This is a genomic window from Streptosporangium pseudovulgare, from assembly GCF_014648055.1.
Lineage (GTDB): Bacteria > Actinomycetota > Actinomycetes > Streptosporangiales > Streptosporangiaceae > Streptosporangium > Streptosporangium pseudovulgare.
In genome coordinates this window covers 316,864-339,362 of sequence record NZ_BMQJ01000001.1, presented here as the reverse complement: position 1 = coordinate 339,362, position 22,499 = coordinate 316,864, and the positions used below count along the sequence as shown (strand labels likewise).

The following is a 22,499-nucleotide window of genomic DNA, read 5'->3' as shown; positions in this document are numbered from 1 at the left end:
CGATTCCTTAGTGAATGCCGTAGATGGTCACGAAAAGGCCAATCCAGACCACGTCGACGAAGTGCCAGTAGTAGGACACGACGATCGCGCTGGTCGCCTGCTCACGGGTGAAGCGCTTCGCGGCGTACGTGCGTCCCAGCATGAAGAGGAACGCGATCAGTCCACCGGTCACGTGAAGGCCGTGGAAGCCCGTGGTCAGGTAGAACACCGAGTCGTACGCGGAGTGCGACAGGGTGTGCCCCTCGTGGACCAGCTGGCTGTACTCGTACAGCTGGCCGCCGACGAACACGGCGCCCATCAGGAAGCTGACGATGTACCAGAAGCGCAGCTTGGCGACCTGGCCCTTCTCGGCCGCCCACACGCCAAGCTGGCAGGTCACACTCGACAGGACCAGGATGATCGTGTTGACCAGCGAGAACTGGACGTTCAGATGAGCCTCGGGCCAGGGCATGCCCCGGCCGATGCTCACTGACCGGATGGTGAAGTACATCGCGAACAGCGCCGCGAAGAACATGAGCTCGGAGGACAGCCAGACGATCGTCCCCACGCTGACCAGGTCGGGCCTGCGGGACGAGTGTGCTGTCGTCGTCGTTGAGATTGCGGATGCTGTCGCCACGCCCAGCATTATTGCGGCTCCCCTGGTCGGGTCGCCGCACGGCCCCCCGATAGGGGGCCTGAATGCCATCTTAAACAGGACGAACGGAGTTTTCCGTCCGTCAGCACCTCCGCCCTGGGTCCGCAGGCGAGGTGACCGGTAGCATCCCAGGTGACCATACATCGACAAGGGATGAGTGAGCGCAGACCGTGAGCACCGACGACAAGATGAGGGTCCTCGTCTACAGCGACGACGCCGCCACCCGGGAGAAGGTGCGGCAGGCCGTCGGCAGGCGCCCGGCCGCCGACGTGCCCCTCGTGGAGATCGTGGAGTGCGCCACCCACGCCAAGGTCGTCCAGCACTTCGACTCCGGCGAGATCGACGTGGCGGTGCTCGACGCGGAGGCCCAGCCGGCCGGCGGCATGGGGGTGGCCCGCCAGGCCAAGGACGAGGTCTACGACTGCCCGCCGATCTGCCTGCTGATCGCCCGCCGGGACGACCGCTGGCTGGCGGAGTGGTCGCGGGCCGACGCCGTCGTACCGCAGCCGATCGACCCGGTGACGCTCGCCGACGCCATCGCCGGTCTGATGCGCCGGCGGCTGTCCGACCGCCTGACCGCCCACTGACCCACCCGCTGGAGACCCCTCATGGACGCGCGCACCACCTGGCCCGCGCTGCTGTCGGCCCTGATCGCCGGTGAGCACCTGACGGCGGACGAGACCGCCTGGGCGATGAACGAGATCATGTCCGGTACGGCCACGCCCGCGCAGGTCGCCGGCTTCGCCGTGGCGCTGCGGGCCAAGGGGGAGACGGTCGCGGAGGTGACCGGCCTGGCTCGCACGATGCTGGAGCACGCCACGCCGCTGACCGTCGAGGGCCGCGTCGTCGACATCGTCGGCACCGGAGGCGACCGCGCCCACACCGTCAACGTCTCCACGATGGCCGCGATCGTGGCCGCCGCCGCGGGCGCGCGGGTCGTCAAGCACGGCAACCGCTCGGCGTCCTCCTCCGTGGGCGCCGCCGACGTGCTGGAGCACCTCGGGATCGTGCTCGACCTGCCGCCCGCCGCCACCGCCCGGCTGGCCGCCGAGGTGGGCATCGCCTTCTGCTTCGCGGCCTTCTACCACCCGGCGCTGCGCTTCGCCGGCCCGGCCCGCAAGGAGCTGGCCGTCCCGACGGTGTTCAACTTCCTGGGCCCGCTGACCAACCCGGCCCGGCCCCAGGCCCAGGCGATCGGCATCTTCGAGCCGCGCATGCTCCCGGTGATCGCCGGCGTGTTCGCCGAGCGCGGGGTGTCGGCGCTGGTCTTCCGGGGCGACGACGGGCTGGACGAGCTCACCACCGCCACCACCTCCACGGTCTGGGTGGTGCGCGAGGGCGCCGCCACGCAGACCGTCTTCGACCCGGCCGTGCTGGACATCCCCAGGTCGGCCCCGGACGCGCTGCGCGGCGGCGACGTGGTCTTCAACGCCCAGGCCGTCCGCGACCTGGTCGGCGGCAGGACCGGGCCGGTCCGCGACGCGGTGCTGCTCAACGCCGCCGCCGCGCTGGTCGCCCACGACGGCCCGGGTGACGACCTGGACGCCGCGATGACGGCCGCCTACGCCCGCGCCGTGGAGGCCGTCGACTCCGGCGCCGCCGCCGCCCTCCTCGACCGCTGGATCGCCGCCAGCCGGTCGCTGAAGCGGGCCTGAGCCCCGGGCCGGGCTCCCGCGGGCCGGGCCCGGACCCGCGCCCGGCCGGGAGCCCGGCCCCGAACCGGCCGGGCCCGGCTCGCGGAAGCCGGCCGGGGAGACGTCAGTCGGACTCGCCGAGACCGATCGAGAAGGCGGCGTCGAGGTCGTGCCGGGAGTAGGTGCGGAAGGCGACGTTGGTCTCGGTGTGCAGCACCCCGGGCACCTTGTTGATCCGGCCCGGGATGACCTCGGCGATCTCCTCGTAGGTGGGGACGCGCACCATCGCCATCAGGTCGTACTCACCGGTTATGGAGTACACCTCGCTCACCCCGTCGAGCTCGGCGATCGTCTGGGCGACCTCGGGGATCCGGTCCACCTCGGCGGTGATGTGCACGATCGCGGTGACCACGGGCTTCCTCCTCGTTGAGTGCGGCTTGCAGTCTCAGAAGCTATCAGCGCTCCGGGCGGCCCTCACGCGGCCGGTGGGACTCGATTCCACGGTAGGCGTGGTCGATGCGGGCCCGCAGCCGCCCCGCCCCGCGCACCGGCAGGCTCCAGGTGCCCTCCACCTGCACCAGCCGCACGCCGGGGCCCTCCAGCCAGCGCAGCACGCACTCGGTCTCCTCGGCCAGGGCGGCCGGCAGCGGGCCGGGCCCCGGCACGACGGTCTCGGCCGTGGCCACCAGCGCCTCCACGAAGGGCGTGGGGTGGACGCCGCGGGCCATGACCCCGGCCGAGACCAGCCGCCCGTGCCGTACGACGTGGACCTCCCAGGCGCCGTCCGCCACGGGGGCGGCGGCGACGAGCTGGGGGAGGGCGGTCAGCGCCCGCAGCCGCTGCATGCGCGCGGCGACCCGGACGTAGGCGGCCAGCCGGTCGCGGTCGGCCGCGGCCTCCTCGTAGCGCTGGTCGAGCGACAGGCGCGTCATCCGCGTCTCCATCGCGGCGAAGACCGCGGAGGCGTCCAGCTCCATCGCCCGGCGCGCGGCCTCGGCGAGCTCGCCGTACTCCTCGGCGCTCTGGCGGCCCTCGCAGGGCGCGCCGCACCGGCCGATGCCGAACAGGGCGCAGGCCGGGCGCCGGGTGCGGACGGTGATCCGCTCGGCGCACTGCCGCAGCGGGAACGTCTCGTGCAGGGCGACGCGGGCGTCCTCGGCGGCGCGGGAGCCGCCGAACGGGCCGAGGTAGGCGGCGCCGTCGTCCCTGACCTCGCGGACGATCGACAGGCGGGGGAAGGGCTCGACGGTCAGCTTCAGCCAGACCGCCCGCTCGGGGAAGCGCGAGCGGCGGTTGTAGCGCGGTTTGGCCGAGCCGATCAGCCGCAGCTCCCTGACCTCGGCCTCCAGCGGGGTCGCGCAGACGATGGGCCGGACCCGCTCGGCCAGCCCGACCATCTCGCGGATCCGCGGACGGGTCTCGCTCGCGGTGAAGTAACTGCGCACGCGGGTGCGCAGGTCGACGCTCTTGCCGACGTACAGCGGGTCGCCGCGGTGGTCCTCGAAGACGTAGACACCCGGGGCGGCGGGCACCGCGTCGGCGAGGTGGCGCTTGCGGCGCTGCTCGGGGGTGGGCGCGCGGGTGAAGCCGCGCAGCTCCTCCAGGGTGTGCACGCCGAAGGAGCCGGCCCGCTCCAGCAGCGCGTGCAGCACGTCCACCGTGGCGCGGGCGTCGGCCAGGGCGCGGTGGCGGGGCTCGGTGCCGCTGAAGAGCCGGGCCAGCGTGGCCAGCTTGCAGTTGGGGGCCTCGTCGCGGGTCAGCAGCCGGCGGGCCAGCACGACGGTGTCGACCACCGGGTGGTCGGGCGGGGGATGGCCGTGGGCGGCGCAGGCCGCCTTGACGAAGCCCACGTCGAACCCGGCGTTGTGCGCCACCAGCGTCGTCCCGCGGGCGAACTCCAGGAAGGACGGCAGCACCGCCTCGATCTTCGGGGCGGCCACGACCATGCTGTCGGTGATGCCGGTCAGCACGGAGATGAACGGCGGGATGGGGGACCCGGGGTCGACCAGCGTGGCGAACTCGCCCAGGATCTCGCCGCCCCTGACCTTGACCGCTCCGATCTCGGTGATCGCGTGCTCGGCCGCGGAGACACCGGTGGTCTCCAGGTCGAACACGACGAACGTGATCTGGTCGAGGGGGGTGCCCAGCTCGTCCAGCGTTCCCTGTACGGCGTACTCCACGGCTCAAGACCATAGAAGCCGCCACCGACATTCGCCGTCCGGCCCCCGGCGCGCGCCGGTCGGGCCGGAGCCGGTGATCTCCGCTCAGGTCGGTGCCGTCGCGGGCTGGCCGTACCCTTGACGTCAAGACCGATCCGAGTAGGGGCCCGTGATGAGTTCAGCCGGAGAGGGCCTGTCTCGTCCGTTACCCGAGCAGGTCCGCTCACACGTCGTGGAGCTGGCGGCGCAGATCCTGGGGGCGATGCCCGCCGCCGCCGTGCCCTCCCAGCTCAAGGGGATCGCGAGGTTCGACCCGCGCAAGCGGGCCAGGCTGGGAGGCGCGCCGATCGCCGCCCAGCTGGAGAACGACAAGGAGTTCCGGGAACTGGTCGCCGAGGCGCTGGCGGCCGAGTGGCCCGACCTGGTGGCGAGCCTCGCCGAGGGCGTGGCGCCGCCGGCGGCAGAGCCGTCCCTGGTGGCCGCCGCGGCCTACCTCACGCGCCCGCCCGGCTGGGCGGACATGGTCGAGGCCGCCCGCGACGACCTGGAGCGGTCGGCCGCCGTGGCCGAGGGCTCGGCGATGGAGCAGACCGTCACCCGGCTGCGCGAGCAGCTCGCCGCGCAGAAGGCCGCCGCCAAGGAGGAGGGCGAACGGCTGCGCGAGCAGCTCAAGGGCGCCCGTTCGGAGATCTCCGACCTGCGCCGCCGGCTGCACGACGCCCGTGAGCGCGCCCGGGCCGCCGAGGCGCGGGCCGCCGAGGCGGAGGAGGAGGCCCGCGAGGCCAAGGCCGCCGCCGCGTCGGCGGGCAGCGCGGGGGAGAGCGAGCTGCGCCGCCTGCGCGAGCGCCTCGCCGACGCCGAGCGGCAGCTGGAGACCAGCCGCCGGGCCGCCCGCGAGGGCCGCAGCCTGGAGGACGCCAAGGTCCGCATGCTGCTCGACGCCCTTCAGGACGCCGCCGCCGGGCTGCGCCGGGAGCTCGCCCTGCCCTCCGGCATCAACCGGCCCGCCGACTCGGTGCTCTCGGTGGCGCCCGGCGGGCAGGGGGCCCAGGCGGTGCCCGCGCGGGCGCTCGCCGACGACGACCCGGCCCTGCTCGACCAGCTGCTCGCGCTGCCGCAGATCCACGTGATCGTGGACGGCTACAACGTCACCAAGACCGGGTACGGCACGCTCACCCTGGCCGACCAGCGCGCCCGGCTGCTCACCGGCCTCGGTGCGCTGTACGCGCAGACCCGGGTCGAGCTGACCTGCGTCTTCGACGGCGCCGAGCTGAACGGCCCGGTGCCGGTGTCGGCCCCGCGGGGGGTGCGGGTGATGTTCAGCTCCCCGGGGCAGATCGCCGACGACCTCATCCGCCAGCTCGTCCGCGCCGAGCCGGTCGGCCGCGCCGTCGCGGTGGTCTCCTCCGACCGGGAGGTGGCCGAGTCGGTCCGCCGGATGGGCGCCCGGCCGGTGCCCTCGGTGCTGCTGCTGCGGCGTCTCGGGCGCACCTGAGGCTCGCACGCCGCCGACGGCCACGGGAGATGGTCCCCCCGGGGCTCCGGGGCCCTTCCCGGGCCGTTCCGGCCCCTTCCGTGCCCGCCTCTCCCGCGCCGGCGCCGCCGCGCCGGGCGGGCCGGCCGGCCGGGGGCGCCGGACCATCGGGAGAGATCGCTTCGAAACCAAGTAAAACCCCCAAAAAGGTGAGCCAGTCCTTACCTGTTCTGTACTATTTCGCCCCAGGTCTTCGCACTGGGGAGGCGGCACTGTGGCCGTGGCGGGTAAGCCGGTTTGGTTCGGACGTGTACCGGTGGCCGCGGGGCTCGCCCTCGCGCTGTTCCTGGTGCCGATGGGCGGCGCGGCCGCCGATCCGAGGCCCACGCTCGCCGAGGCCAAGCGGAAGCTGGCGAAGCTCAACGACCAGGCGGACAAGATCGTTGAGAAGTACAACCAGGCGGGCGAGAAGTGGAAGAAGGCCCGCAAGAAGTACAAGGCGCTGGACGGTGACCTCGCCCGCCAGACGGCCAAGGTCGCCGACCTGCGCAAGGAGCTCATCATGATGGCGGTCAGCTCCTACCAGTACGGCTCCGTGACCGGCTGGGAGGGCCTGATCAACCAGGGCGACCCCGGGGCCCTGCTGAGCAGCATGGCCGCGGCCGACCAGATGGCCGCCGCCCGCGCCCGGTACCTCAACGCCTTCGACGAGGCGACCAAGACGCTGCGCGACAACCGGAATCAGGCCAAGGCCGCCCTCAGCGAGGCCGACAAGACACGTGACGAGCTGGCCGGTGAGAAGGCCAAGGTCGAGAAGATGGTCAGGGCCCAGACCAAGCTCCTGAACGAGCTGGGCACCTACCAGCAGGGCGATCCCAACAGCACCGGGATGAAGTACAACGGCCCGGCCTCCGGCAACGCCCGCACCGCCCTCGCCTTCGCCTACGCCCAGATCGGCAAGCCCTACCGGTTCGGCGGGACGGGGCCGGGCGGCTGGGACTGCTCCGGGCTCGTCCAGGCGTCCTGGCGCAGCGGGGGCGTCAGCCTGCCCCGCACGACCTGGGAGCAGTGGAGCTGGGGGGCGAGCCGCCGGGTGCCGGTGAGCTCCCTCCAGCCCGGGGACCTCGTCTTCAGCCACGGCCTGGGGCACGTCGGCATCTACGTCGGCGGCGGGAAGATGGTCCACGCCCCGCAGACCGGCGACGTCGTCAAGATCTCTCCCCTGCGCAGCGGCCTGGTCGGCGCCGTCCGTCCCTGAGCCGGCCCTCTCCGGGGCGCGTCGACCGCGAGGCCGACGAGGCCGGGCCGGTCCCGGCCGTCGGCGTGCCGGGAAGCCGCACCGTGACGAGGAGACCCCCGTCGGGGCGGGGGACGAGGTCGAGGGCCCCGTCGTGGGCGCGGACGATGCTGCGCACGATGGCCAGGCCGAGCCCGACGCCGGCGTGTTCGCCGGTGCGTACACGCTCCGTTCCGCGCCGGAAGGGTTCGGTGAGGGTCGGCACCAGTTCCGGTGGGAGCCGGCGACCCGTGTTCTCGACCCGCAGCACGCTCGTGCCGTCGTGCGCCTCGGTGTGGACCGTCACGGTGCCGCCGGAGGGGAGGTTGTGGACGATGGCGTTCTGGACGAGGTTCGTCACCATCCGCAGCAGGAGCTCGGCGGAGCCGTCGGTCCGGGCCGCCCCGCCGGTGACGTCCAGCGTGATCCGGCGCTGTTCGGCGAGGGGAAGCAGGGTCTCGGCGGCCTCTTCGGCGAGGAGGGAGAGGTCGACGCCCTCGCGGGTGAAGTTCCCGCGGTCGCCGCGGCCGAGCAGCAGGAGGGCCTCGGTGAGGCCGATCGCCCGCTGGTTGACGGTGCGCAGGCGTTCGATGAGTTCGTCCCGGTTCCGCGTGGGGTCCCGGCGGGCGACGTCGAGGAGCGTCCGCGAGATCGCCAGCGGGGTTCGCAGCTCGTGGGAGGCGTTCGCGGCGAACCTCCGTTGCTCGGCGACATGGGACTCCAGTTGTTCGAGCATCGAGTCGAACGCGTCGGAGAGTTCCCGGAATTCGTCCTGGCGGCCCTTCAGGCGGATCCGGTGGGACAGCGACCCGTTCCCGGCCGCCCGGACCGCGTCCGTGATCTGGGTGAGCGGCGCGAGCATCCGGCCGGCGAGGACCCATCCGCCCAGCAGGCCGAACGCCAGCAGAAAGGCCAGTGCCTGGGCCGCGCGGGGGACGAAGGCGCGCTGGAGGTCGGTGCGGTTGGGGATGAGCCGCGGGGCCGGCGCCCCGGGCCCGCCGCCCCTCGGCCCGGTCATGAGCGTGCCGTCGGGCACGTAGCGCAGCAGGAACACCCACACCACGGCCAGCAGGAGAGCGCCGGCGAGCAGGAGGAACCCGGCGTAGCTGATGGTGAGTCTCAGCCGGGCGCTGAGCCCCGGGCGCCTGGTCACGGGTGCCGCCGGGGCGGGCGGGGTCCGTGCCCTGTGCCGGCGCCGGTGCCGGTGTCGATGCCGGTGTCGATTCGGTAGCCGACGCCGGGCACCGTGGCGATGAGCCATGGTTCGCCGAGTCGTTTGCGCAATGCGGAGACGGTGATGCGGACGGCGTTGGTGAAGGGGTCGGCGTTCCCGTCCCAGGCCCGCTCCAGCAGCTCTTCGGCGCTGACGACACCGCCTTCGGCGGCGACGAGGACTTCGAGCACGGCGAACTGCTTGCGGGTGAGCGCCACGTAGCGTCCGTCCCGGAAGACCTCCCGGCGGAAGGGGTCCACCCGCAGGCCCGCGATCTCCCTGACCGGGGGCCGGGCGTGCGCGCGCCTGCGGTCGAGCGCCCTCAGCCGCATCACGAGCTCTCGAAGGTCGAACGGTTTGGTGAGGTAGTCGTCGGCGCCGAGCCCGAATCCGGAAGCCTTGTCGTCGATCCGGTCGGCGGCGGTGAGCATGAGGATCGGGATGCCGCTGCCGGAGGCGACGATGTGCCGGGCGATCTCGTCGCCGGAGGGGCCGGGGATGTCGCGGTCGAGGACCGCGAGGTCGTAGGAGTTGACGCTGAGCAGTTCCAGGGCGGAGTCGCCGTCGCCGGCGATGTCGGCGGCGATCGCCTCCAGCCGCAGACCGTCACGGACGGCCTCGGCCAGGTAGGGCTCGTCCTCCACGATCAGTACGCGCATGTCTGAAGCCTAGGCAGCACGACATATCGCCGGGGTATGCGAAGACGCGCACATCGGACACGCGGCTCAGTCCGCCGACGCCGGCGCGGGGCGAGACCGGTCCGGCGGCGCTTCCGCGGTGGTGCGCCACCAGCGGCGCGACGCCAGCGCGGCCAGCGCGGCGCCGGCGGCGTTGACCAGCACGTCGTCCACCGACGACACCCGGTCCAGCCACAGGACGTACTGTGCGGTTTCGACCACGACCGAGCAGCCCGCCCCGAGCGCCAGGATCCGCGGCGCGGACGCCAGCGCCGCGAACCGCATCGGGGCGAAGAACCCCAGCGCCGCGAACACCAGCAGGTTGCCGCCGATGCCGACGGGCCCCATGGTGAGCAGATCCCGCAGCGGGACCAGACTCACCCGGCCGGGGACGATGCCCGCCCCCGGGCCCGGCATCATGGTCATCCATACGAACGGCACCGTCCCGTAGACCATGCCCACCTCGGCCAGCGACGTCCGCCACGCCGACGCGGCGCCGGCGGCACGCCGGCGGCGCGCCAGAGCCCACGCCGCCAGAGCGGCCGGCGGCAGCGCGACCAGCGTCATGAGCAGCACGCCGTTCTCCGTGTCGAGGCAGCCGTGCCATCGGCCGGCCATGCATGTCGGGGCGGACATCATGAGCGGCCGCCGTACGACGAACACCAGCCCCGCCAGGCCGAGGACCGCCAGGTCGGCGAGCACGATGCCGCGCGCGCGGCGGAGCGGTGCTGACAGGGATGCACTTCGGTTCATGTCTCCCATTGGAGATGGAGGGCCGTTGCGGTGACGTATCCGATTTCGGATACGTCCGCGATACACGGAGTGCCCGGCACCTCCGCCCGGCACCTCCGCCGCCGGACCGTTTCAGCCACCACCCCCGTCGCCGGGCGAAGCCCCGGTGACGGCCTGCGTCTCCCGCCCGATCATGTCCTGCAGCGACACGCCGTCGGAGTCGCGGTTGGAGAGGATGACGCCGACCCAGCCGGTGCCGGGGTAGATGCTCCAGTTGGCGCCGACGCCGGGGTTGCCGCCGGCACGCTGGAACACCCACTGGCCGTTGACGATGCTGACCGGGATCCCGTACGACCCGAACGACGCCGGTTGGTGGGGGATCTTGGCCGCGGTGAGCACGTCGGCCCAGGGCCGGTCCAGCACCGTGCCGTCGCGCAGCGCGTGTGCGAACCGGACCAGATCCGGCGCGGTGGCGAAGCCGCCGTCCCCGGGGGCGTCGATGAAGCTGCGGCCCGGATTTTTGCCCAGTACGTACGGGTACGGGCTGCCCTTGTCCAGGTTGCGGAGGGCGTCCACCACGCTGCCGTCGGCCAGCTTCATGTACGGGTGCGCGATGTGCTCGCCGGTGAGCCACTGCGGCCTGGTGCGGAACGCCGAGCCGGTCATGCCGCAGCGCTTGAAGATGTTCTCCTGGACGTAGTCCCAGTACGTCATGCCGGTCACGGCCTCCACGATCAGCGCGGGAATGGTGACCTCGGCCTCCGCGTGAGCGGTGGTGGGAGTGCCCGGGACGCCCACCGGTCTCGCCTGCCGGGCCCGCCGCACGTAGTGGTCGTGCACCTCGTCCCGGCTCTGGAAGACGCGTTGCACGTCCTCGTCCGGCATGTCCAGCCCCGAGGTGCCGGACAGCAGGTGGTGGATGGTCACCCGGTCGGCGATCTCCGGGGCGAAGCCCGTCAGGTGTTCGCCCACCGTGTCGGTCAGCTGCAACCTGCCTCGCTGCGCCAGCTGCAGAACGGCCACCGCGTGGAACGGTTTGCCGGCCGAACTGAGACTGAACGCGGTGCCCTCGTGGTTGCGGATCCCTCTCTTCTCGTCCGCCATGCCGTAGCTGCGGGACAGCACCGTCCGGCCCCGGTGCGACAGCAGCACCACACCGGAGAACCTGCCCTCGGCGGCCAGCCGCGCCACGTACCGGTCATAGGCCCCGCCGGGCAGGGTGTCCGGCGGGATCCGGCCGGGCCCGGACGAGTCGGCGTGGCCGGTCCCGGCGCTCACCAGCGGCGTGCCGGCCGCCACCACGCCGGCGGCCGCCAGCCCGCCCCATTTGACCAGCCGCCGCCGGTCGATGCCAGGTACCGAATCCGAATTCATGATCATGGTCCTTTCCCGGACACCGAAGCCGGCGCCGACGGTGATGCGTGATGGTTCACGCCTTCACCGAAGACGCCGGACCGTTGCAGCGGCGTATGCGGTTTTCGATACGTCCGCGATACACGGAGTCCCCCCGCGAGCCGGGCATGAGGAGGCGGCGGCATGATGGTCGCGTCGCCTGGCCCGGCGACCTGGGAACGGAGCTCATCACCCCCGCCCGGAACGCCGCGACGGCGACATGGAGCGCCAGAGCCCGCGCGCCCGTCCCCGGGCTTGTCGTCTCCGTGGCGCGTCCGTCCCCGGGTCGGCCGGCCATTCCGCCAATGATCTTAACCATTACGTGATATGCGTCACAGAAATCATGATTTTTACGGCTGATCACAGAAGTGTGACGAGCATCATATTCGTCCGGTGAAATCGGCCTCTGAACAGCGACTCGGCGATCATCGGAAGCGTTGTCGATCTATGTATCTTTTGCGATTCCTTTGCCGAATCCCGAGGGGCGGGGGTAACTTCTGGCGTCGCGGCGAGCAAGCCATGCCGCCGCGCCGAGCCCGGCCCGTCATGCCGGAGCCCATAAAAGATCCATACGGCCGCCGCGCCCTGCGAGAGACACTCCCACCTGCGGCGGCTGGCCGAATCCGTGCAGCCAGGAGGCACGGAACCGGGGACCCACCGGCCGCGGAACGCGGCCAGGGGTGAATCGGCGCGTCCGACGCGCCGTAGGGCTTCTTCCCTGCCCGAACCCGTCAGCTAACCCGGTAGGCGTCAGCGGAAGTCCCAAGGAGAAATCCTGTCTACCACCCTGCGTAACCCCCGTTCGTCGCGCCTTTTTCGCGTTTGCGCCAGTGGTTTCGCCCTCACCGTGACCGCCTCCGCCGGAGCGGTCACAATGGGCTCCACGGCCGCGCTGGCCGACACGGAAACCGGCTCCGTTCTCCAGGTCAGAAGCACCGCCTCTCGGGTTGAGAGCCCGGTCGCCGCCTCCGCCGCCTCCACGGCGCACACCAGCGCCAAGAAGACGGCGAAGGCGAAGAAGAAGACCACGCTGAGCAGGGCCGCGCTGCAGAAGGTGAAGGCCGCGAGGGCCGTCTCGACGGCCAAGAAGCAGATCGGCGATCCGTACCGGTGGGGAGCCTCCGGTCCCGGCGCGTTCGACTGCTCCGGTCTCGTCCGGTACGCGTGGCGCAAGGCCGGCGTCTCCCTCCCCAGGGTCACGACCAGCCAGTACCGATCCGTGCGGAAGAAGGTCTCGTGGAGCAGCCTGCGCCCCGGTGACCTGCTGTTCTTCTACGGCAAGGGCCACGTGGGCATGTACGTCGGCAAGGGCAGGATGGTCCACTCGCCGAGCAGCGGCAAGACCGTCAGGGTCGTCCCCCTGAAGGGGTACTACCGGTCCGCCTTCTCCGGGGCGGTCCGGCCCGGAGCCTGACGGATCCCGGCCGCCGCCCGCCAGGGGGTGACCGGGAAGACGGCCCCGCCCGTCCCGCGAAGGGACGGGCGGGGCCGCCGCGTGTCCGGGTCCGGTCCGGTCCGGGCCGGACCGCGACGTCGCCGGACCCCGCGGCGCGCCCGCCGCGCCACCGGGACGCCGCCGGTCGGCGTCCGGGGCCCGTCGCTACCATCGGGCGTGTGCGCGTCCCGACAGAGCTGCGCGGCCCGGCGGAGCGTCGTGCCGTGCTCGCCGGGATCCTGACGCTGGCGGGCGCCGCCCTGGTCACCGGTGCGAGCCCGTCTCCCGCGCCGCGCGACCCGTGGCCCGGCGACTCCGTCACCGTCCGCGGCGAGCACTCGGTCGTGATCGGCCACCGCGTCCCGCCGTCCCGCCTCGCCGACCTGGCGGCCAGGGCCGACCGCGCCCGCCGTACGGTCCTCGAGGTCTGGGGGCCGGTCCGGGCGGTGGTCCTGTTCCCCGCCGACGACGCCGAGGCGGCGGCGCTGGCCGGCGCCGCGCCCGCCGCCGTCGCCGGCCTGGCCGCGCTGGCGGACGCGGGCCGGGTGATCGTCCTGCCGTCGGGGTACGCCAGGCTGAGCGGGACCGGCCGCGACGTGGTGCTCGCCCACGAGCTCACCCACGTGGCCACCGGCGCCACCCGCGGCGGCCGGGTGCCGGTCTGGCTGTCGGAGGGGTTCGCCGACTACGTCGGCTACCGTGACGCCGGGATCGCGACCGCGACGGCCGCCGCCGAACTGGCCGCCGAGGTGCGCGCGGGCCGGCTGCCCGCGCGGCTCCCCGGCCCCGCCGACTTCGCGGCGGGCGCCCCGCGGCGGGCGCAGGCGTACGAGGAGGCGTGGCTCGCCTGCCGCTATGTCGCGCAGCGGTACGGCGAGCGGGCCCTGGTGAGGCTCTACGGTAGCGATGTCGGCGGCGTGCCGGGCCTGTCCCCGGCGGAGTTCACCGCCGGCTGGCGCGACCACCTGAGAAGGGAGCTGGGTTGACGTCCTCCCCATGCCCGAGAGCGGGGTCCCCGCGGCTCGGAGGGACCCGATGACGGACCCCGCGACGGGCCCGGCGACGCCGGACACGCCGGACACGCCGGACGCGGCGGCGACGGCAGCGACGGCAGTCGTGCCCGTGGGAGTGCGGGCCGCCGGATGGGCGCTGGCCGCCCTGGGCGCGGCCACGCTCGCGGTCGTGGCGCTCACCACCCCCTGGCGGGCCCTGCCGTCCGCCGCCCCGGCCGTCGCGCCGGACCCGGCGCGCGACTTCACCGCCGGGCGGATCGCCCGCTCCGAGGCGTTCGACGCCGCGCTCGCCGCGCCCGCCTACCTGTCGCTCGGGCTGACCCTCCTGGCCGCCGGGGTACTGGTGGCCACTCCGCTGGGCGCCCGGCTGCTCGGCCGGCTGCGCGGACCCTGGTGGGTGCGGGCGCTGCTCGGCGTCGCCGGGCTGTCGGCGGCGGTCGAGGCCCTGCGCTGGCCGCTGGGCATGTGGTCGGAGACGCAACTGCGCGCCTACGGCCTGTCCACTCAGACGTGGCCGTCGTGGACCGCGGACCGGCTCAAGGACATCGGCGTCCGGACCGCGCTGCTCGCGGTCATGGTGCTCGCGGTGGTGGCGCTGGCCCGGCGCTTCCGGCGCTGGTGGATACCCGCCGCGATCGGCGCGTTCACACTGACCGTGGCCGCGTCCTTCGCCTACCCGGTGGTCATCGAGCCGATCTTCAACGACTTCACGCCGATGGCCGCCGGGCCGCTGCGCGACGACCTGCTGGCCATGGCCGCCCGCGACGGCGTGCCCGTCGAGGACGTCCTGGTCGCCGACGCCTCCCGGCGCACCACCGCGCTCAACGCCTACGTCTCCGGGTTCGGCGCGACCCGCAGGATCGTGGTCTACGACACCCTGCTCCGGGCGCCCGCCAGGGAGGTCGAGCTGGTGGTGGCGCACGAGCTGGGCCACGCCAAGGCGGGCGACGTGCTGTACGGCACGCTCGTCGGGGGGCTGGGCGCCGCCTTCGGCGCCTGCCTGCTGTACCTGGCGCTCGCCGCGGGCCCCGTGCGGCGGCGCGCCGGCGTCGCCTCGGCGGCCGACCCGCGGGCGGTGGGGCTGATCATGGGGCTGCTGAGCCTGGCCACGGTGCTGTCCGGGCCGGCGCAGAACCTGGTCAGCAGGCAGATCGAGGCCCGCGCCGACGCGCACGCGCTGGAGCTGACCCGGGACCCGGAGACGTTCGTCGCGATGCAGCGGCGCCTGGCGGTCACCAATATCTCCGATCTCTCGCCCGACCTCCTGGAATATGTTCTCTATGGTTCTCACCCGACGACGCCGCAGCGGATCGCCATGGCGCGCTCATGGGCCCTGCTGAACGGCGTCCCGGAGCCGTGAGCCGCGCGCTGTTCCTCACCAACGACTTCCCGCCCCGGCCCGGGGGCATCCAGGCGTTCGTGCACGGCCTGGCCGCCGGCCGCCCGCCGGGGTCGGTGGTCGTCTACGCCCCGCGCTGGCCCGGCTGCGAGGACTTCGACGCCCGCAGGCCGTACCCGGTCGTGCGGCACCCCACCTCGCTGATGCTGCCCACCCGCGGGGTCGCCCGCCGGGCCGCCGAGGCCGTGGCCGCGTACGGCTGCGACACGGTGGTGTTCGGGGCGGCGGCCCCGCTCGGGATGCTCGCGCCCGCGATGCGCGCCGCCGGGGCCCGCCGGATCGTCATGGTCACCCACGGGCACGAGGCGGCCTGGGCCGGCGTCCCCGGCGCCCGCGGGCTGCTGGCGAGGATCGGCGAGCACGCCGACGTGGTCACCTATCTGGGGGAGTACACCCGGCGGAGGCTGGAGCGGGTGATCCCCGCGGACAGGCTGGCCCGGCTCGCGCCCGGCGTCGACACCGGGGCGTTCCGGCCCGGCGCGGGTGGGCACGAGGTGCGCGCGGCGCTGGGCCTGGGGGAGCGGCCGGTCGTGGTCTGCCTGTCCAGGCTGGTGCCGCGCAAGGGCCAGGACGTCCTGCTGCGGGCCTGGCCGCTCGTGCTGCGGGCCGTGCCGGAGGCCGTGCTGCTGATCGTCGGCGGCGGCCCGTACCGCCGCACCCTGGAACGGCTGGCCCGGCCGCTGGGCGACGCGGTGCGGATCACCGGGCCGGTGCCGTGGGCGGCGCTGCCGGCCCACCTCGACGCCGGGGACGTGTTCGCCATGCCGTGCCGTACCCGGCTGGGCGGCATCGACGTCGAGGGGCTCGGCATCGTCTACCTGGAGGCGTCGGCCAGCGGACTGCCCGTGGTGGCGGGCTCCTCCGGCGGGGCCCCGGACGCGGTCCTGCCGGGCGAGACCGGCGTGGTGGTGGACGGCACCCGCCCGCGGGAGGTGGCGCGGGCCGTGACCGGGCTGCTGGAGGACCCGGAGCGGGCGCGGAAGATGGGCGAGCGGGGGCGCGACTGGGTCGCCCGCGAGTGGGGCTGGGACCTGGTGTCCGCCCGCTTCGCCGAGCTGCTGCGGGATCCGGCGCCCGCCGGGCCGTGAGCCGGGCGTCGGGTACGGCGGCGCCCGGCCCGCGGCGGGTCGGACGCCGGTCGTGCGGCGGGGCGGGGCCGCGCCGGCCGTGCGGTGTCAGCCGTACAGGGCGTCGATCCGGTCGGCGAAGTCGCGCATCACGATGTTGCGCTTGATCTTGAGGCTGGGCGTGACGTGCCCGGTCTCCTCGGTGAGGTCGGTGTCGAGCACCGTGAACTTCTTGATCTGCTCGGCCTTGGACACCGAGCGGTTGGCGGTGTCCACCGCCTTCTGCACCTCGGCGAGGACGGCCGGGTCGGCGCTGAGTTCGGCCAGGGAGGCGCCCTCCCTGTCGTTGGTCTTCTTCCATTGCTCCAGCGCCTCGGGGTCGAGGGTGACGAGCGCGGAGACGAACGGCCGGCCGTCGCCGACCACCATCGCCTGGCTGACCAGCGGGTGGGCGCGGATGAGGTCCTCCAGCGGGCCGGGCGCGACGTTCTTGCCGGCGGCGGTGATGATGATCTCCTTCTTGCGGCCGGTGATGCGGAGGTAGCCGTCCTTGTCCAGCTCGCCGACGTCGCCGCTGTGGAACCAGCCGTCGGCGTCGATCACCTCGGCGGTGGCCTTCTCGTCCTTCCAGTAACCGTGGAAGACGTGGCGGCCCTTGATCAGGATCTCGCCGTCGTCGGCGACGGCGAGCGTGACGCCCGGGAACGGCTTGCCGACGGTGCCGATCTTGTTGGCGCCGGGCATGTTGACCGCGGACGGCGCGGAGGTCTCGGTCAGGCCCCAGCCCTCGAAGACCTCGATGCCCGCGCCGCGGAAGAAGTGGCCGAGCCGCTCGCCCAGTGCCGAGCCGCCCGACACCGCGGCCGACAGCCTGCCGCCGGTGGCCGCGCGGAGCCTGCGGTACACCAGCCGGTCGAACACGGCGCGCCTGATCCGCAGGCCGAGCCCGGCGCCGCCCGCGGACTCGGCGCGGCTCCAGGCGATGGCGACGTCGACGGCGGCGTGGAAGATCTTGCCCTTGCCGCTGGCGGCGGCCGTCTGCTCGGCGCTGTTGTAGACCTTCTCGAAGACCCGGGGCACGCCCAGCAGGAACGTCGGCCGGGTGCCCTGCAGGTCGGGCGCGACGTTCTTCATGTTGGGGGTGTGGGAGATGATCGTGCCCGTCTCGACGAGCACGATCTCGATCATGCGGGCGAAGACGTGCGCGAGGGGCAGGAACAGCAGCGCCGCCCGGTCCTCGCTGGTGAACAGGGCCTCCAGCGGGCCGGCCGCCACGTTCCGCGCGGTGAACAGCAGGTTGTCGTGGGTCAGCCGGCAGCCCTTGGGCCGTCCGGTGGTGCCGGAGGTGTAGACGATGGTGGCCAGGTCGGCGATGCCGCGGGAGGTCCTGCGCTCGGTCAGGGTCTCGTCGGACACCTCTGCGCCGGCCGTGCCCAGCTCCTCCAGGGCGCCGTCGTCGATGCGCCAGACGTCCTTGAGGCCCGGCAGCTCGTCCATCACCTCGCGGACCGTCTCCTCGTGCGAGGCGAGCTCCACGAAGGCGGCCCTGGCGCCGCTGTCGGAGACGATCCACCTCACCTGGTCGGCGGAGGAGGTCTCGTAGATCGGCACGCCGACCGCGCCGGCGGCCCAGATCGCGTAGTCGGCGACGGTCCACTCGTAGCGGGTGCGCGACATCAGGGCGACCCGGTCGCCCGGCTCGATCCCGGCGGCGATCAGGCCCTTGGCCAGGGCGGCGACCTGGTCGCGGAACTCCCCGGCGGTGACGTCCCTCCACTCCTCGCCGACCTTGCGGCGCATGACCACGGTGCCCGGCTCCCGATCGGCGCGCTGGAAGAGCGTGTCGGTCAGATTGGCGGAGGGGGGGACGTCCACCAGCACGGGGACGCTGTACTCGCGCACGGGCACTCCTCGAGGTCGCACGGATCGATGGGTCTGCCTGAAGGTTCGACGCGACATGTTACGCGTGGGTAAGGCCCGCCAAACAGGCGTTGTCCGAGGCGGATTCACGCTATCAGCCCGACCGTCCGGGGCGGCCGCGCCGTACCGGTCGCGGCTTAGTTGTTACTTATGTCCGCTTTCTTGGGCTGGTTAGTATGTCGGTCATGCGGGTTCATGTCGTCAGTGATGTGCACGGTAGGACCGACGTCCTGGCCCGCGCGGGAGAGGGGGCCGACGCGCTCCTCTGCCTCGGGGACCTCATCCTGTTCGTCGACTACGACGACCACTCCCGGGGCATCTTCGCCGAGCTGTTCGGCGCCGAGCAGGCCGCCCGCCTCATCACGCTGCGCACCGCCAGGCGGTTCGGCGAGGCGCGGGAGATGTCGGCGGCGCTGTGGGCCTCCCTCGGCGGCGACCCCCGCGACCACATCGAGCGCGCCGTCCGCCGGCAGTACGAGGAGATCTTCGCCGCGATGCCGGTCCCGGCCTACCTCACCCACGGCAACGTGGACCTGCCCCGCCTGTGGCCCGACTACCTGCGGGAGGGCCACCGCGTGCTCGACGGGGAGACGGTGGAGATCGGCGGCCTGCGGTTCGGCTTCGTCGGGGGCGGGCTGCGCACGCCGTACCGGACGCCGAACGAGATCGACGACGAGGAGTTCGCCCGCAAGGTGGAGGCCGTCGGCGAGGTGGACGTGCTCTGCTGCCACATCCCCCCGGCCGTCCCCGAGCTGCTCTACGACGTGGTCGCCCGGCGCTTCGAGCGGGGCAGCGAGGCCACGCTGGAGGCGATCAGGCGGACCCAGCCGCGCTACGCCCTGTTCGGCCACGTCCACCAGCCCCTGTCGCCCCGCACCCGGATCGGCCGGACCGAGTGCCTCAACGTGGGCCACTTCCGCGGCCGGGGGACGCCCTTCGTCCTGGAGTGGTGAGCCGGACGCCGCGACGGTGGCCCGGGGGAGGGCGACGCGGTCCGGGCGGCCGGACCGGCGCCATCCGGGAGGGAGGATCGGCGTCATCCGGGAGGGAACGGCGCGGTGCGCCGGAGGTCCGCGGGGAAACCGGGAACGAGTACGGTAACCCCATGGCTGATCGCACCTCCTCCAGCATCACGATCGACGCCGCCCGCCCGGCCGTCATGGCCGTGATCGCCGACTTCTCCTCCTATCCCCGGTGGGCCGGCCAGGTGAAGGAGGCCGAGGTCCTGTCCACCGGGCCGGACGGCCGCCCGGCCGAGGTCAGGTTCGTCCTGGACGCGGGCGTCATCAACGACGAGTACACCCTCGCCTACACCTGGGAAGGCGAGGAGTCCGTCGGCTGGCGGATCGCGAAGGAGGGCCGGATGATCTCCGGGCTCACCGGACGTTACGTCCTGGCCGAGCGGGGCAGCGGCACCGAGGTGACGTACGAGCTCGCCGCGGACCTCAAGGTCCCGATGATCGGCATGATCAGACGGAAGGCCGAGAAGGTCATCGTCGACACCGCCCTGAAGGGACTGAAGAAGCGCGTCGAGGCCTCATGAGGCGCGGCGGCCGGGCTCCGGCGGCGGGCCGTACGGCCGCGCCGGGCCGTACGGCGGCCGTCCCGGTCGTGCCGGGCCTCGGGACGGCCGTCTCGGGCGGTGCGGCGGCGGGCCGGGAGGCCGCGTGAGCCGGGTCCTGCTGTTCACCGGCAAGGGCGGCGTCGGCAAGACGACCGTGGCGGCCGCCACCGCCACCCTCGCCGCCCGCTCGGGGCGGAGGACGCTGGTGCTCTCCACCGACACCGCGCACTCGCTGGCCGACGCGCTGGGCGTGACGGCCGGGGACGGCCCCGCCGAGGTCGAGCCCGGCCTGCACCTGTACCAGGTGGACACCCAGAAGGCGCTGGAGCGCCAGTGGGGCGAGCTGCGCGACTACGCCAGGGACGTCCTCGCCGACCTCGGCCTGGACGAGATCACCGCCGAGGAGATCACGGTGCTGCCCGGCGCGGAGGAGGTCATCGCGCTGCTGGAGCTGCGCGAGCAGGCCCGCGACGGCCGGTGGGACGTGATCGTCGTCGACTGCGCGCCCACCGCCGAGACGCTCCGGCTGCTCGCCCTGCCCGAGGCCCTCGACTGGCACGTGAACCGGCTGCTGCCGACCGGCCGGCGGCTGCTGCGCGCGCTCTCGCCGGTGGTCCGCAGGGTGGCCCAGGTGAACGTGCCCGAGGATCACGTGCTCGGCGCGGGGGAGCGCCTGCACCGGAGCCTGATGGAGGTCCGGGAGCTGCTCACCGGCCCCGACGCCAGCGTCCGGCTGGTCCTCACCCCCGAGGCCGTCGTGCTGGCCGAGGCCCGCCGCACGCTCACCTCGCTCAGCCTGTACGGCTACCGCGTCGACGCGGTGATCGCCAACCGGGTCTTCCCCGCGGGCGGGGCCGACCCGTGGCGGCGCGGCTGGGTGAAGGCCCAGACCGGCCACCTGGCGGAGATCCGCCAGTCGTTCTCCCCGCTGCCCCTGCACACTGTGCCCTACCTCGACGCCGAGCCGGTCGGCGCCGACGCCCTCGCCGAGGTCGCCGAGGCCGTGTACGGCCGGACCGACCCCTTCGCGCCGCCCGCCGGGGACCCGCCGCTGCGGATCACCCCCGAGGGAGAGCTGGTCCTGGCGCTGCCGCTCGCCGAGCGGGGCGAGGTGGACCTGGCGCGCAAGGGCGACGAGCTGATCGTCACCGCCGGCTCCCACCGGCGGGTGCTGGCTCTGCCCGCGGCCCTGTCCCGCAGGCGGGTGCGCGAGGCCGTGCTCCGCGACGGGTTTCTCCGGGTACGGTTCGAGTCGGGAGGGCCAGATGACTGACATGACCGACAAGACCGGCAAGGCGGAGAACGCCGGGGCCGACGCGCGGGACGACGTGTGGGGCGACGTGAGCGACGCGGTGCGGGACGACGTGCGGGACGACTCACGCGGCGGAGCGCGGGACGAGGCGCGCGGCGCGCGGAGCGACGCGCGCGGCGACGCCGGGGACCCGCTGGGCAGCGCCGTCGAGGAGGCGTTCAAGCTCTTCGACTCCCTCCAGCAGCGGGCCGCCAGGGAGCTGGGCAGGACCCTGGTCAAGGGCGCCGTCCGGGACGTCCGGGACACCGTGGGCGGCGTCTTCGGCGGCGGCCGCACGGCCGGCCGGGACGTCTGGGAGGAGGCGGTGTCCGGGCACGACGAGTACATCTGCCGGGCCTGCCCCGTCTGCCGGGCGATGGCGGACCGGCGGGACCGGGAACGGGAGTCGGGCGTCGCGGTCACCGACCACCTGGTGCAGGCGGGCAGCGAGCTGTTCGCCGCCTTCAGGACCGCCGTGGACGGCCTCAACCGGCCCTCGCCCGCGCAGCGGGCCCGGGAGCGCCGTCGTGACGAGACCCCGGTGGAGCACATCGACCTGGGGTGACCCCCGGAGCGGAACGACCGGGGGCGGACCCCGGCGAGAGAGGTTGAGAAAATGGCGCTGACCATCGGCGTTGACATCGGCGGCACCAAGGTCGCGGCGGGCGTGGTCGACGAGGACGGCCGCATCGTCGAGAACCTGCTGAGGCCCACCCCGGCCCAGAGCCCCGAGAAGGTCGCCGAGACCATCGCCGAGGTGGTCAGGGAGCTGTCGAAGGGCCGCTCGGTCGAGGCCGTGGGGCTCGGCGCCGCCGGGTTCGTCGACGAGACGCGCTCCGTCGTGCGCTTCGCCCCCAACCTGGCCTGGCGGGAGGAGCCGCTGCAGAAGAAGGTCTCCGACCTCGTCGGCCTGCCCGTCGTGGTGGAGAACGACGCCAACGCGATGGCCTGGGCGGAGTCCCGGTTCGGCGCCGGGCGCGGCGAGACCCACCTGGTGTGCGTGACCGTCGGCACCGGCATCGGCGGTGGCATCGTGCTCGACGGCGCCCTCTACCGGGGGCGCTGGGGCATGGGCGCCGAGCTGGGCCACATACAGGCGGTCCCCGGCGGACGCCTGTGCGGATGCGGCAACCTCGGCTGCTGGGAGCAGTACGCCAGCGGCAACGCCCTGGTCCACGAGGCCAAGGAGATCGCCACGGCCGAGCCGGGCCGGGCGGCCCGGCTGCTGGAGATCGCCGGCGGCACGCCCGACCGGATCGAGGGCCAGGAGGTCACCCAGGCGGCGGGCGAGGGAGACCCGGCCGCGCTGGCCGCGTTCTCCTCGATCGCCGGGTGGCTCGCCCAGGGACTGGCCGACCTCACCGCGGTCCTCGACCCCGGCTGCTTCGTGCTCGGCGGCGGCGTCTCGCGTGCCGCGGAGTTCTGGTTCGACGAGGTCCGCGACACCTACGCGCGGATCGTGACCGGCAGGGGGCACCGCCCGCCGGTCGAGATCCGCCTCGCCGAGCTGGGCGCCTCCGCGGGCCTGGTCGGCGCGGCCGACCTCGCCAGGCGGCTCTGACGGGCGCCGGGCGCCGAAAGGTGTCGGGCGGCGGACGCGGGGCAGGTGCCGGACCGTG

At 73.6% G+C, this 22,499-nt stretch carries 22 protein-coding genes and 1 riboswitch; of the genes, 14 read left to right on the top strand and 8 right to left on the bottom strand.

Features of this window, described 5'->3' with window-relative positions; genetic code table 11:
- Nucleotides 1–7: 7 nt before the first annotated feature.
- Nucleotides 8–625, bottom strand: a complete 618-nt coding sequence (gene ctaE, locus IEZ10_RS01365) for an aa3-type cytochrome oxidase subunit III (protein ID WP_179818552.1) — start codon at nucleotides 623–625, stop codon at nucleotides 8–10.
- A 197-nt stretch (nucleotides 626–822) separates the two neighbouring features.
- Between ctaE and IEZ10_RS01360 the strand changes: the two genes are divergently transcribed.
- Together IEZ10_RS01360 and trpD are read left to right on the top strand one after the other, a co-directional pair.
- Complete coding sequence (locus tag IEZ10_RS01360) at nucleotides 823–1,221, top strand: response regulator (RefSeq protein ID WP_189245043.1); 399 nt, start codon at nucleotides 823–825, stop codon at nucleotides 1,219–1,221.
- 21 nt (nucleotides 1,222–1,242) lie between these two features.
- On the top strand, nucleotides 1,243–2,289 hold the full coding sequence (trpD, locus tag IEZ10_RS01355) for an anthranilate phosphoribosyltransferase (RefSeq protein WP_189244584.1): 1,047 nt from the start codon (nucleotides 1,243–1,245) through the stop codon (nucleotides 2,287–2,289).
- Nucleotides 2,290–2,392: 103 nt separating this feature from the next.
- Here the strand turns inward: trpD and IEZ10_RS01350 are convergent, their stop codons facing one another.
- Together IEZ10_RS01350 and IEZ10_RS01345 are read right to left on the bottom strand one after the other, a co-directional pair.
- Nucleotides 2,393–2,680: an Lrp/AsnC family transcriptional regulator gene (locus IEZ10_RS01350; protein ID WP_189244583.1), complete on the bottom strand. Its 288-nt coding sequence runs from the start codon at nucleotides 2,678–2,680 to the stop codon at nucleotides 2,393–2,395.
- 43 nt (nucleotides 2,681–2,723) lie between these two features.
- Nucleotides 2,724–4,448, bottom strand: a complete 1,725-nt coding sequence (locus IEZ10_RS01345) for a DEDD exonuclease domain-containing protein (RefSeq protein ID WP_189244582.1) — start codon at nucleotides 4,446–4,448, stop codon at nucleotides 2,724–2,726.
- Between the two features lie 151 nt (nucleotides 4,449–4,599).
- Between IEZ10_RS01345 and IEZ10_RS01340 the strand changes: the two genes are divergently transcribed.
- Together IEZ10_RS01340 and IEZ10_RS01335 are read left to right on the top strand one after the other, a co-directional pair.
- Nucleotides 4,600–5,922, top strand: a complete 1,323-nt coding sequence (locus IEZ10_RS01340; RefSeq protein WP_189244581.1) for an NYN domain-containing protein — start codon at nucleotides 4,600–4,602, stop codon at nucleotides 5,920–5,922.
- 295 nt (nucleotides 5,923–6,217) lie between these two features.
- Nucleotides 6,218–7,159, top strand: a complete 942-nt coding sequence (locus tag IEZ10_RS01335; protein WP_229810829.1) for a C40 family peptidase — start codon at nucleotides 6,218–6,220, stop codon at nucleotides 7,157–7,159.
- Here IEZ10_RS01335 and IEZ10_RS01330 read toward each other — a convergent pair.
- The 4 genes from IEZ10_RS01330 to IEZ10_RS01315 form a co-directional block, all read right to left on the bottom strand.
- Nucleotides 7,110–8,330, bottom strand: coding sequence for a sensor histidine kinase (locus IEZ10_RS01330; protein ID WP_189244579.1), 1,221 nt, complete (start codon nucleotides 8,328–8,330; stop codon nucleotides 7,110–7,112). The two genes, IEZ10_RS01335 and IEZ10_RS01330, sit on opposite strands and share 50 nt — an antisense overlap.
- Entirely contained in the window at nucleotides 8,327–9,049 is a 723-nt protein-coding gene (locus IEZ10_RS01325) for a response regulator transcription factor (RefSeq protein ID WP_189244578.1), read from the bottom strand. The genes IEZ10_RS01330 and IEZ10_RS01325 overlap by 4 nt, the downstream gene beginning before the upstream one ends.
- A 66-nt stretch (nucleotides 9,050–9,115) precedes the next feature.
- A complete protein-coding gene (locus tag IEZ10_RS01320; RefSeq protein ID WP_189244577.1) occupies nucleotides 9,116–9,820 on the bottom strand; it encodes a VanZ family protein in 705 nt (234 codons plus the stop codon).
- Nucleotides 9,821–9,931: 111 nt separating this feature from the next.
- Entirely contained in the window at nucleotides 9,932–11,173 is a 1,242-nt protein-coding gene (locus IEZ10_RS01315) for a serine hydrolase domain-containing protein (RefSeq protein WP_189244576.1), read from the bottom strand.
- A gap of 623 nt (nucleotides 11,174–11,796) precedes the next feature.
- A riboswitch (cyclic di-AMP (ydaO/yuaA leader) is annotated at nucleotides 11,797–11,956 on the top strand.
- Between the two features lie 109 nt (nucleotides 11,957–12,065).
- Here IEZ10_RS01315 and IEZ10_RS01310 point away from each other — a divergent pair.
- From IEZ10_RS01310 to IEZ10_RS01295, 4 genes are all read left to right on the top strand, one after another.
- Nucleotides 12,066–12,605, top strand: coding sequence for a C40 family peptidase (locus tag IEZ10_RS01310; protein ID WP_189244575.1), 540 nt, complete (start codon nucleotides 12,066–12,068; stop codon nucleotides 12,603–12,605).
- 200 nt (nucleotides 12,606–12,805) lie between these two features.
- Nucleotides 12,806–13,612: a hypothetical protein gene (locus IEZ10_RS01305; protein ID WP_189244574.1), complete on the top strand. Its 807-nt coding sequence runs from the start codon at nucleotides 12,806–12,808 to the stop codon at nucleotides 13,610–13,612.
- A 49-nt stretch (nucleotides 13,613–13,661) separates the two neighbouring features.
- Nucleotides 13,662–14,999 carry a M48 family metallopeptidase gene (locus IEZ10_RS01300; RefSeq protein ID WP_189244573.1) on the top strand — a complete coding sequence of 446 codons (1,338 nt, stop codon included), beginning with the start codon at nucleotides 13,662–13,664 and terminating at the stop codon, nucleotides 14,997–14,999.
- Complete coding sequence (locus IEZ10_RS01295) at nucleotides 14,996–16,126, top strand: glycosyltransferase family 4 protein (protein WP_189244572.1); 1,131 nt, start codon at nucleotides 14,996–14,998, stop codon at nucleotides 16,124–16,126. The genes IEZ10_RS01300 and IEZ10_RS01295 overlap by 4 nt, the downstream gene beginning before the upstream one ends.
- Before the next feature lie 87 nt (nucleotides 16,127–16,213).
- Here the strand turns inward: IEZ10_RS01295 and IEZ10_RS01290 are convergent, their stop codons facing one another.
- Entirely contained in the window at nucleotides 16,214–18,007 is a 1,794-nt protein-coding gene (locus IEZ10_RS01290) for an AMP-dependent synthetase/ligase (RefSeq protein ID WP_189244571.1), read from the bottom strand.
- 203 nt (nucleotides 18,008–18,210) lie between these two features.
- Here IEZ10_RS01290 and IEZ10_RS01285 point away from each other — a divergent pair, with 203 nt between their 5' ends.
- The 6 genes from IEZ10_RS01285 (at nucleotide 18,211) to IEZ10_RS01265 (ending at nucleotide 22,441) form a co-directional block, all read left to right on the top strand.
- On the top strand, nucleotides 18,211–18,978 hold the full coding sequence (locus IEZ10_RS01285; RefSeq protein WP_189244570.1) for a metallophosphoesterase family protein: 768 nt from the start codon (nucleotides 18,211–18,213) through the stop codon (nucleotides 18,976–18,978).
- A gap of 152 nt (nucleotides 18,979–19,130) precedes the next feature.
- The gene (locus IEZ10_RS01280) at nucleotides 19,131–19,568 is read left to right on the top strand and encodes an SRPBCC family protein (protein WP_189244569.1); all 438 of its coding nucleotides are present in this window, start codon (nucleotides 19,131–19,133) and stop codon (nucleotides 19,566–19,568) included.
- A complete protein-coding gene (locus tag IEZ10_RS39730) occupies nucleotides 19,565–19,696 on the top strand; it encodes a hypothetical protein (RefSeq protein WP_268246265.1) in 132 nt (43 codons plus the stop codon). The genes IEZ10_RS01280 and IEZ10_RS39730 overlap by 4 nt, the downstream gene beginning before the upstream one ends.
- The gene (locus IEZ10_RS01275) at nucleotides 19,693–20,862 is read left to right on the top strand and encodes an ArsA family ATPase (protein WP_189244568.1); all 1,170 of its coding nucleotides are present in this window, start codon (nucleotides 19,693–19,695) and stop codon (nucleotides 20,860–20,862) included. Before IEZ10_RS39730 ends, IEZ10_RS01275 begins: the two co-directional genes overlap by 4 nt.
- A complete protein-coding gene (locus IEZ10_RS01270; protein ID WP_189244567.1) occupies nucleotides 20,855–21,445 on the top strand; it encodes a hypothetical protein in 591 nt (196 codons plus the stop codon). The genes IEZ10_RS01275 and IEZ10_RS01270 overlap by 8 nt, the downstream gene beginning before the upstream one ends.
- A 51-nt stretch (nucleotides 21,446–21,496) precedes the next feature.
- Nucleotides 21,497–22,441, top strand: a complete 945-nt coding sequence (locus IEZ10_RS01265) for an ROK family glucokinase (protein ID WP_189244566.1) — start codon at nucleotides 21,497–21,499, stop codon at nucleotides 22,439–22,441.
- Nucleotides 22,442–22,499: the final 58 nt, after the last annotated feature.

What these genes read in the sequence shown, in the direction of transcription:
- ctaE (WP_179818552.1), bottom strand. Translation starts at nt 625, where the DNA reads ATGCTGGGCGTGGCGACAGCATCCGCAATCTCAACGACGACGACAGCA.
- IEZ10_RS01360 (WP_189245043.1), top strand. Translation starts at nt 823, where the DNA reads ATGAGGGTCCTCGTCTACAGCGACGACGCCGCCACCCGGGAGAAGGTG.
- trpD (WP_189244584.1), top strand. Translation starts at nt 1,243, where the DNA reads ATGGACGCGCGCACCACCTGGCCCGCGCTGCTGTCGGCCCTGATCGCC.
- IEZ10_RS01340 (WP_189244581.1), top strand. Translation starts at nt 4,600, where the DNA reads ATGAGTTCAGCCGGAGAGGGCCTGTCTCGTCCGTTACCCGAGCAGGTC.
- IEZ10_RS01325 (WP_189244578.1), bottom strand. Translation starts at nt 9,049, where the DNA reads ATGCGCGTACTGATCGTGGAGGACGAGCCCTACCTGGCCGAGGCCGTC.
- IEZ10_RS01320 (WP_189244577.1), bottom strand. Translation starts at nt 9,820, where the DNA reads ATGAACCGAAGTGCATCCCTGTCAGCACCGCTCCGCCGCGCGCGCGGC.
- IEZ10_RS01315 (WP_189244576.1), bottom strand. Translation starts at nt 11,173, where the DNA reads ATGAATTCGGATTCGGTACCTGGCATCGACCGGCGGCGGCTGGTCAAA.
- IEZ10_RS01310 (WP_189244575.1), top strand. Translation starts at nt 12,066, where the DNA reads ATGGGCTCCACGGCCGCGCTGGCCGACACGGAAACCGGCTCCGTTCTC.
- IEZ10_RS01300 (WP_189244573.1), top strand. Translation starts at nt 13,662, where the DNA reads ATGACGGACCCCGCGACGGGCCCGGCGACGCCGGACACGCCGGACACG.
- IEZ10_RS01285 (WP_189244570.1), top strand. Translation starts at nt 18,211, where the DNA reads ATGCGGGTTCATGTCGTCAGTGATGTGCACGGTAGGACCGACGTCCTG.
- IEZ10_RS01280 (WP_189244569.1), top strand. Translation starts at nt 19,131, where the DNA reads ATGGCTGATCGCACCTCCTCCAGCATCACGATCGACGCCGCCCGCCCG.
- IEZ10_RS39730 (WP_268246265.1), top strand. Translation starts at nt 19,565, where the DNA reads ATGAGGCGCGGCGGCCGGGCTCCGGCGGCGGGCCGTACGGCCGCGCCG.
- IEZ10_RS01270 (WP_189244567.1), top strand. Translation starts at nt 20,855, where the DNA reads ATGACTGACATGACCGACAAGACCGGCAAGGCGGAGAACGCCGGGGCC.
- IEZ10_RS01265 (WP_189244566.1), top strand. Translation starts at nt 21,497, where the DNA reads ATGGCGCTGACCATCGGCGTTGACATCGGCGGCACCAAGGTCGCGGCG.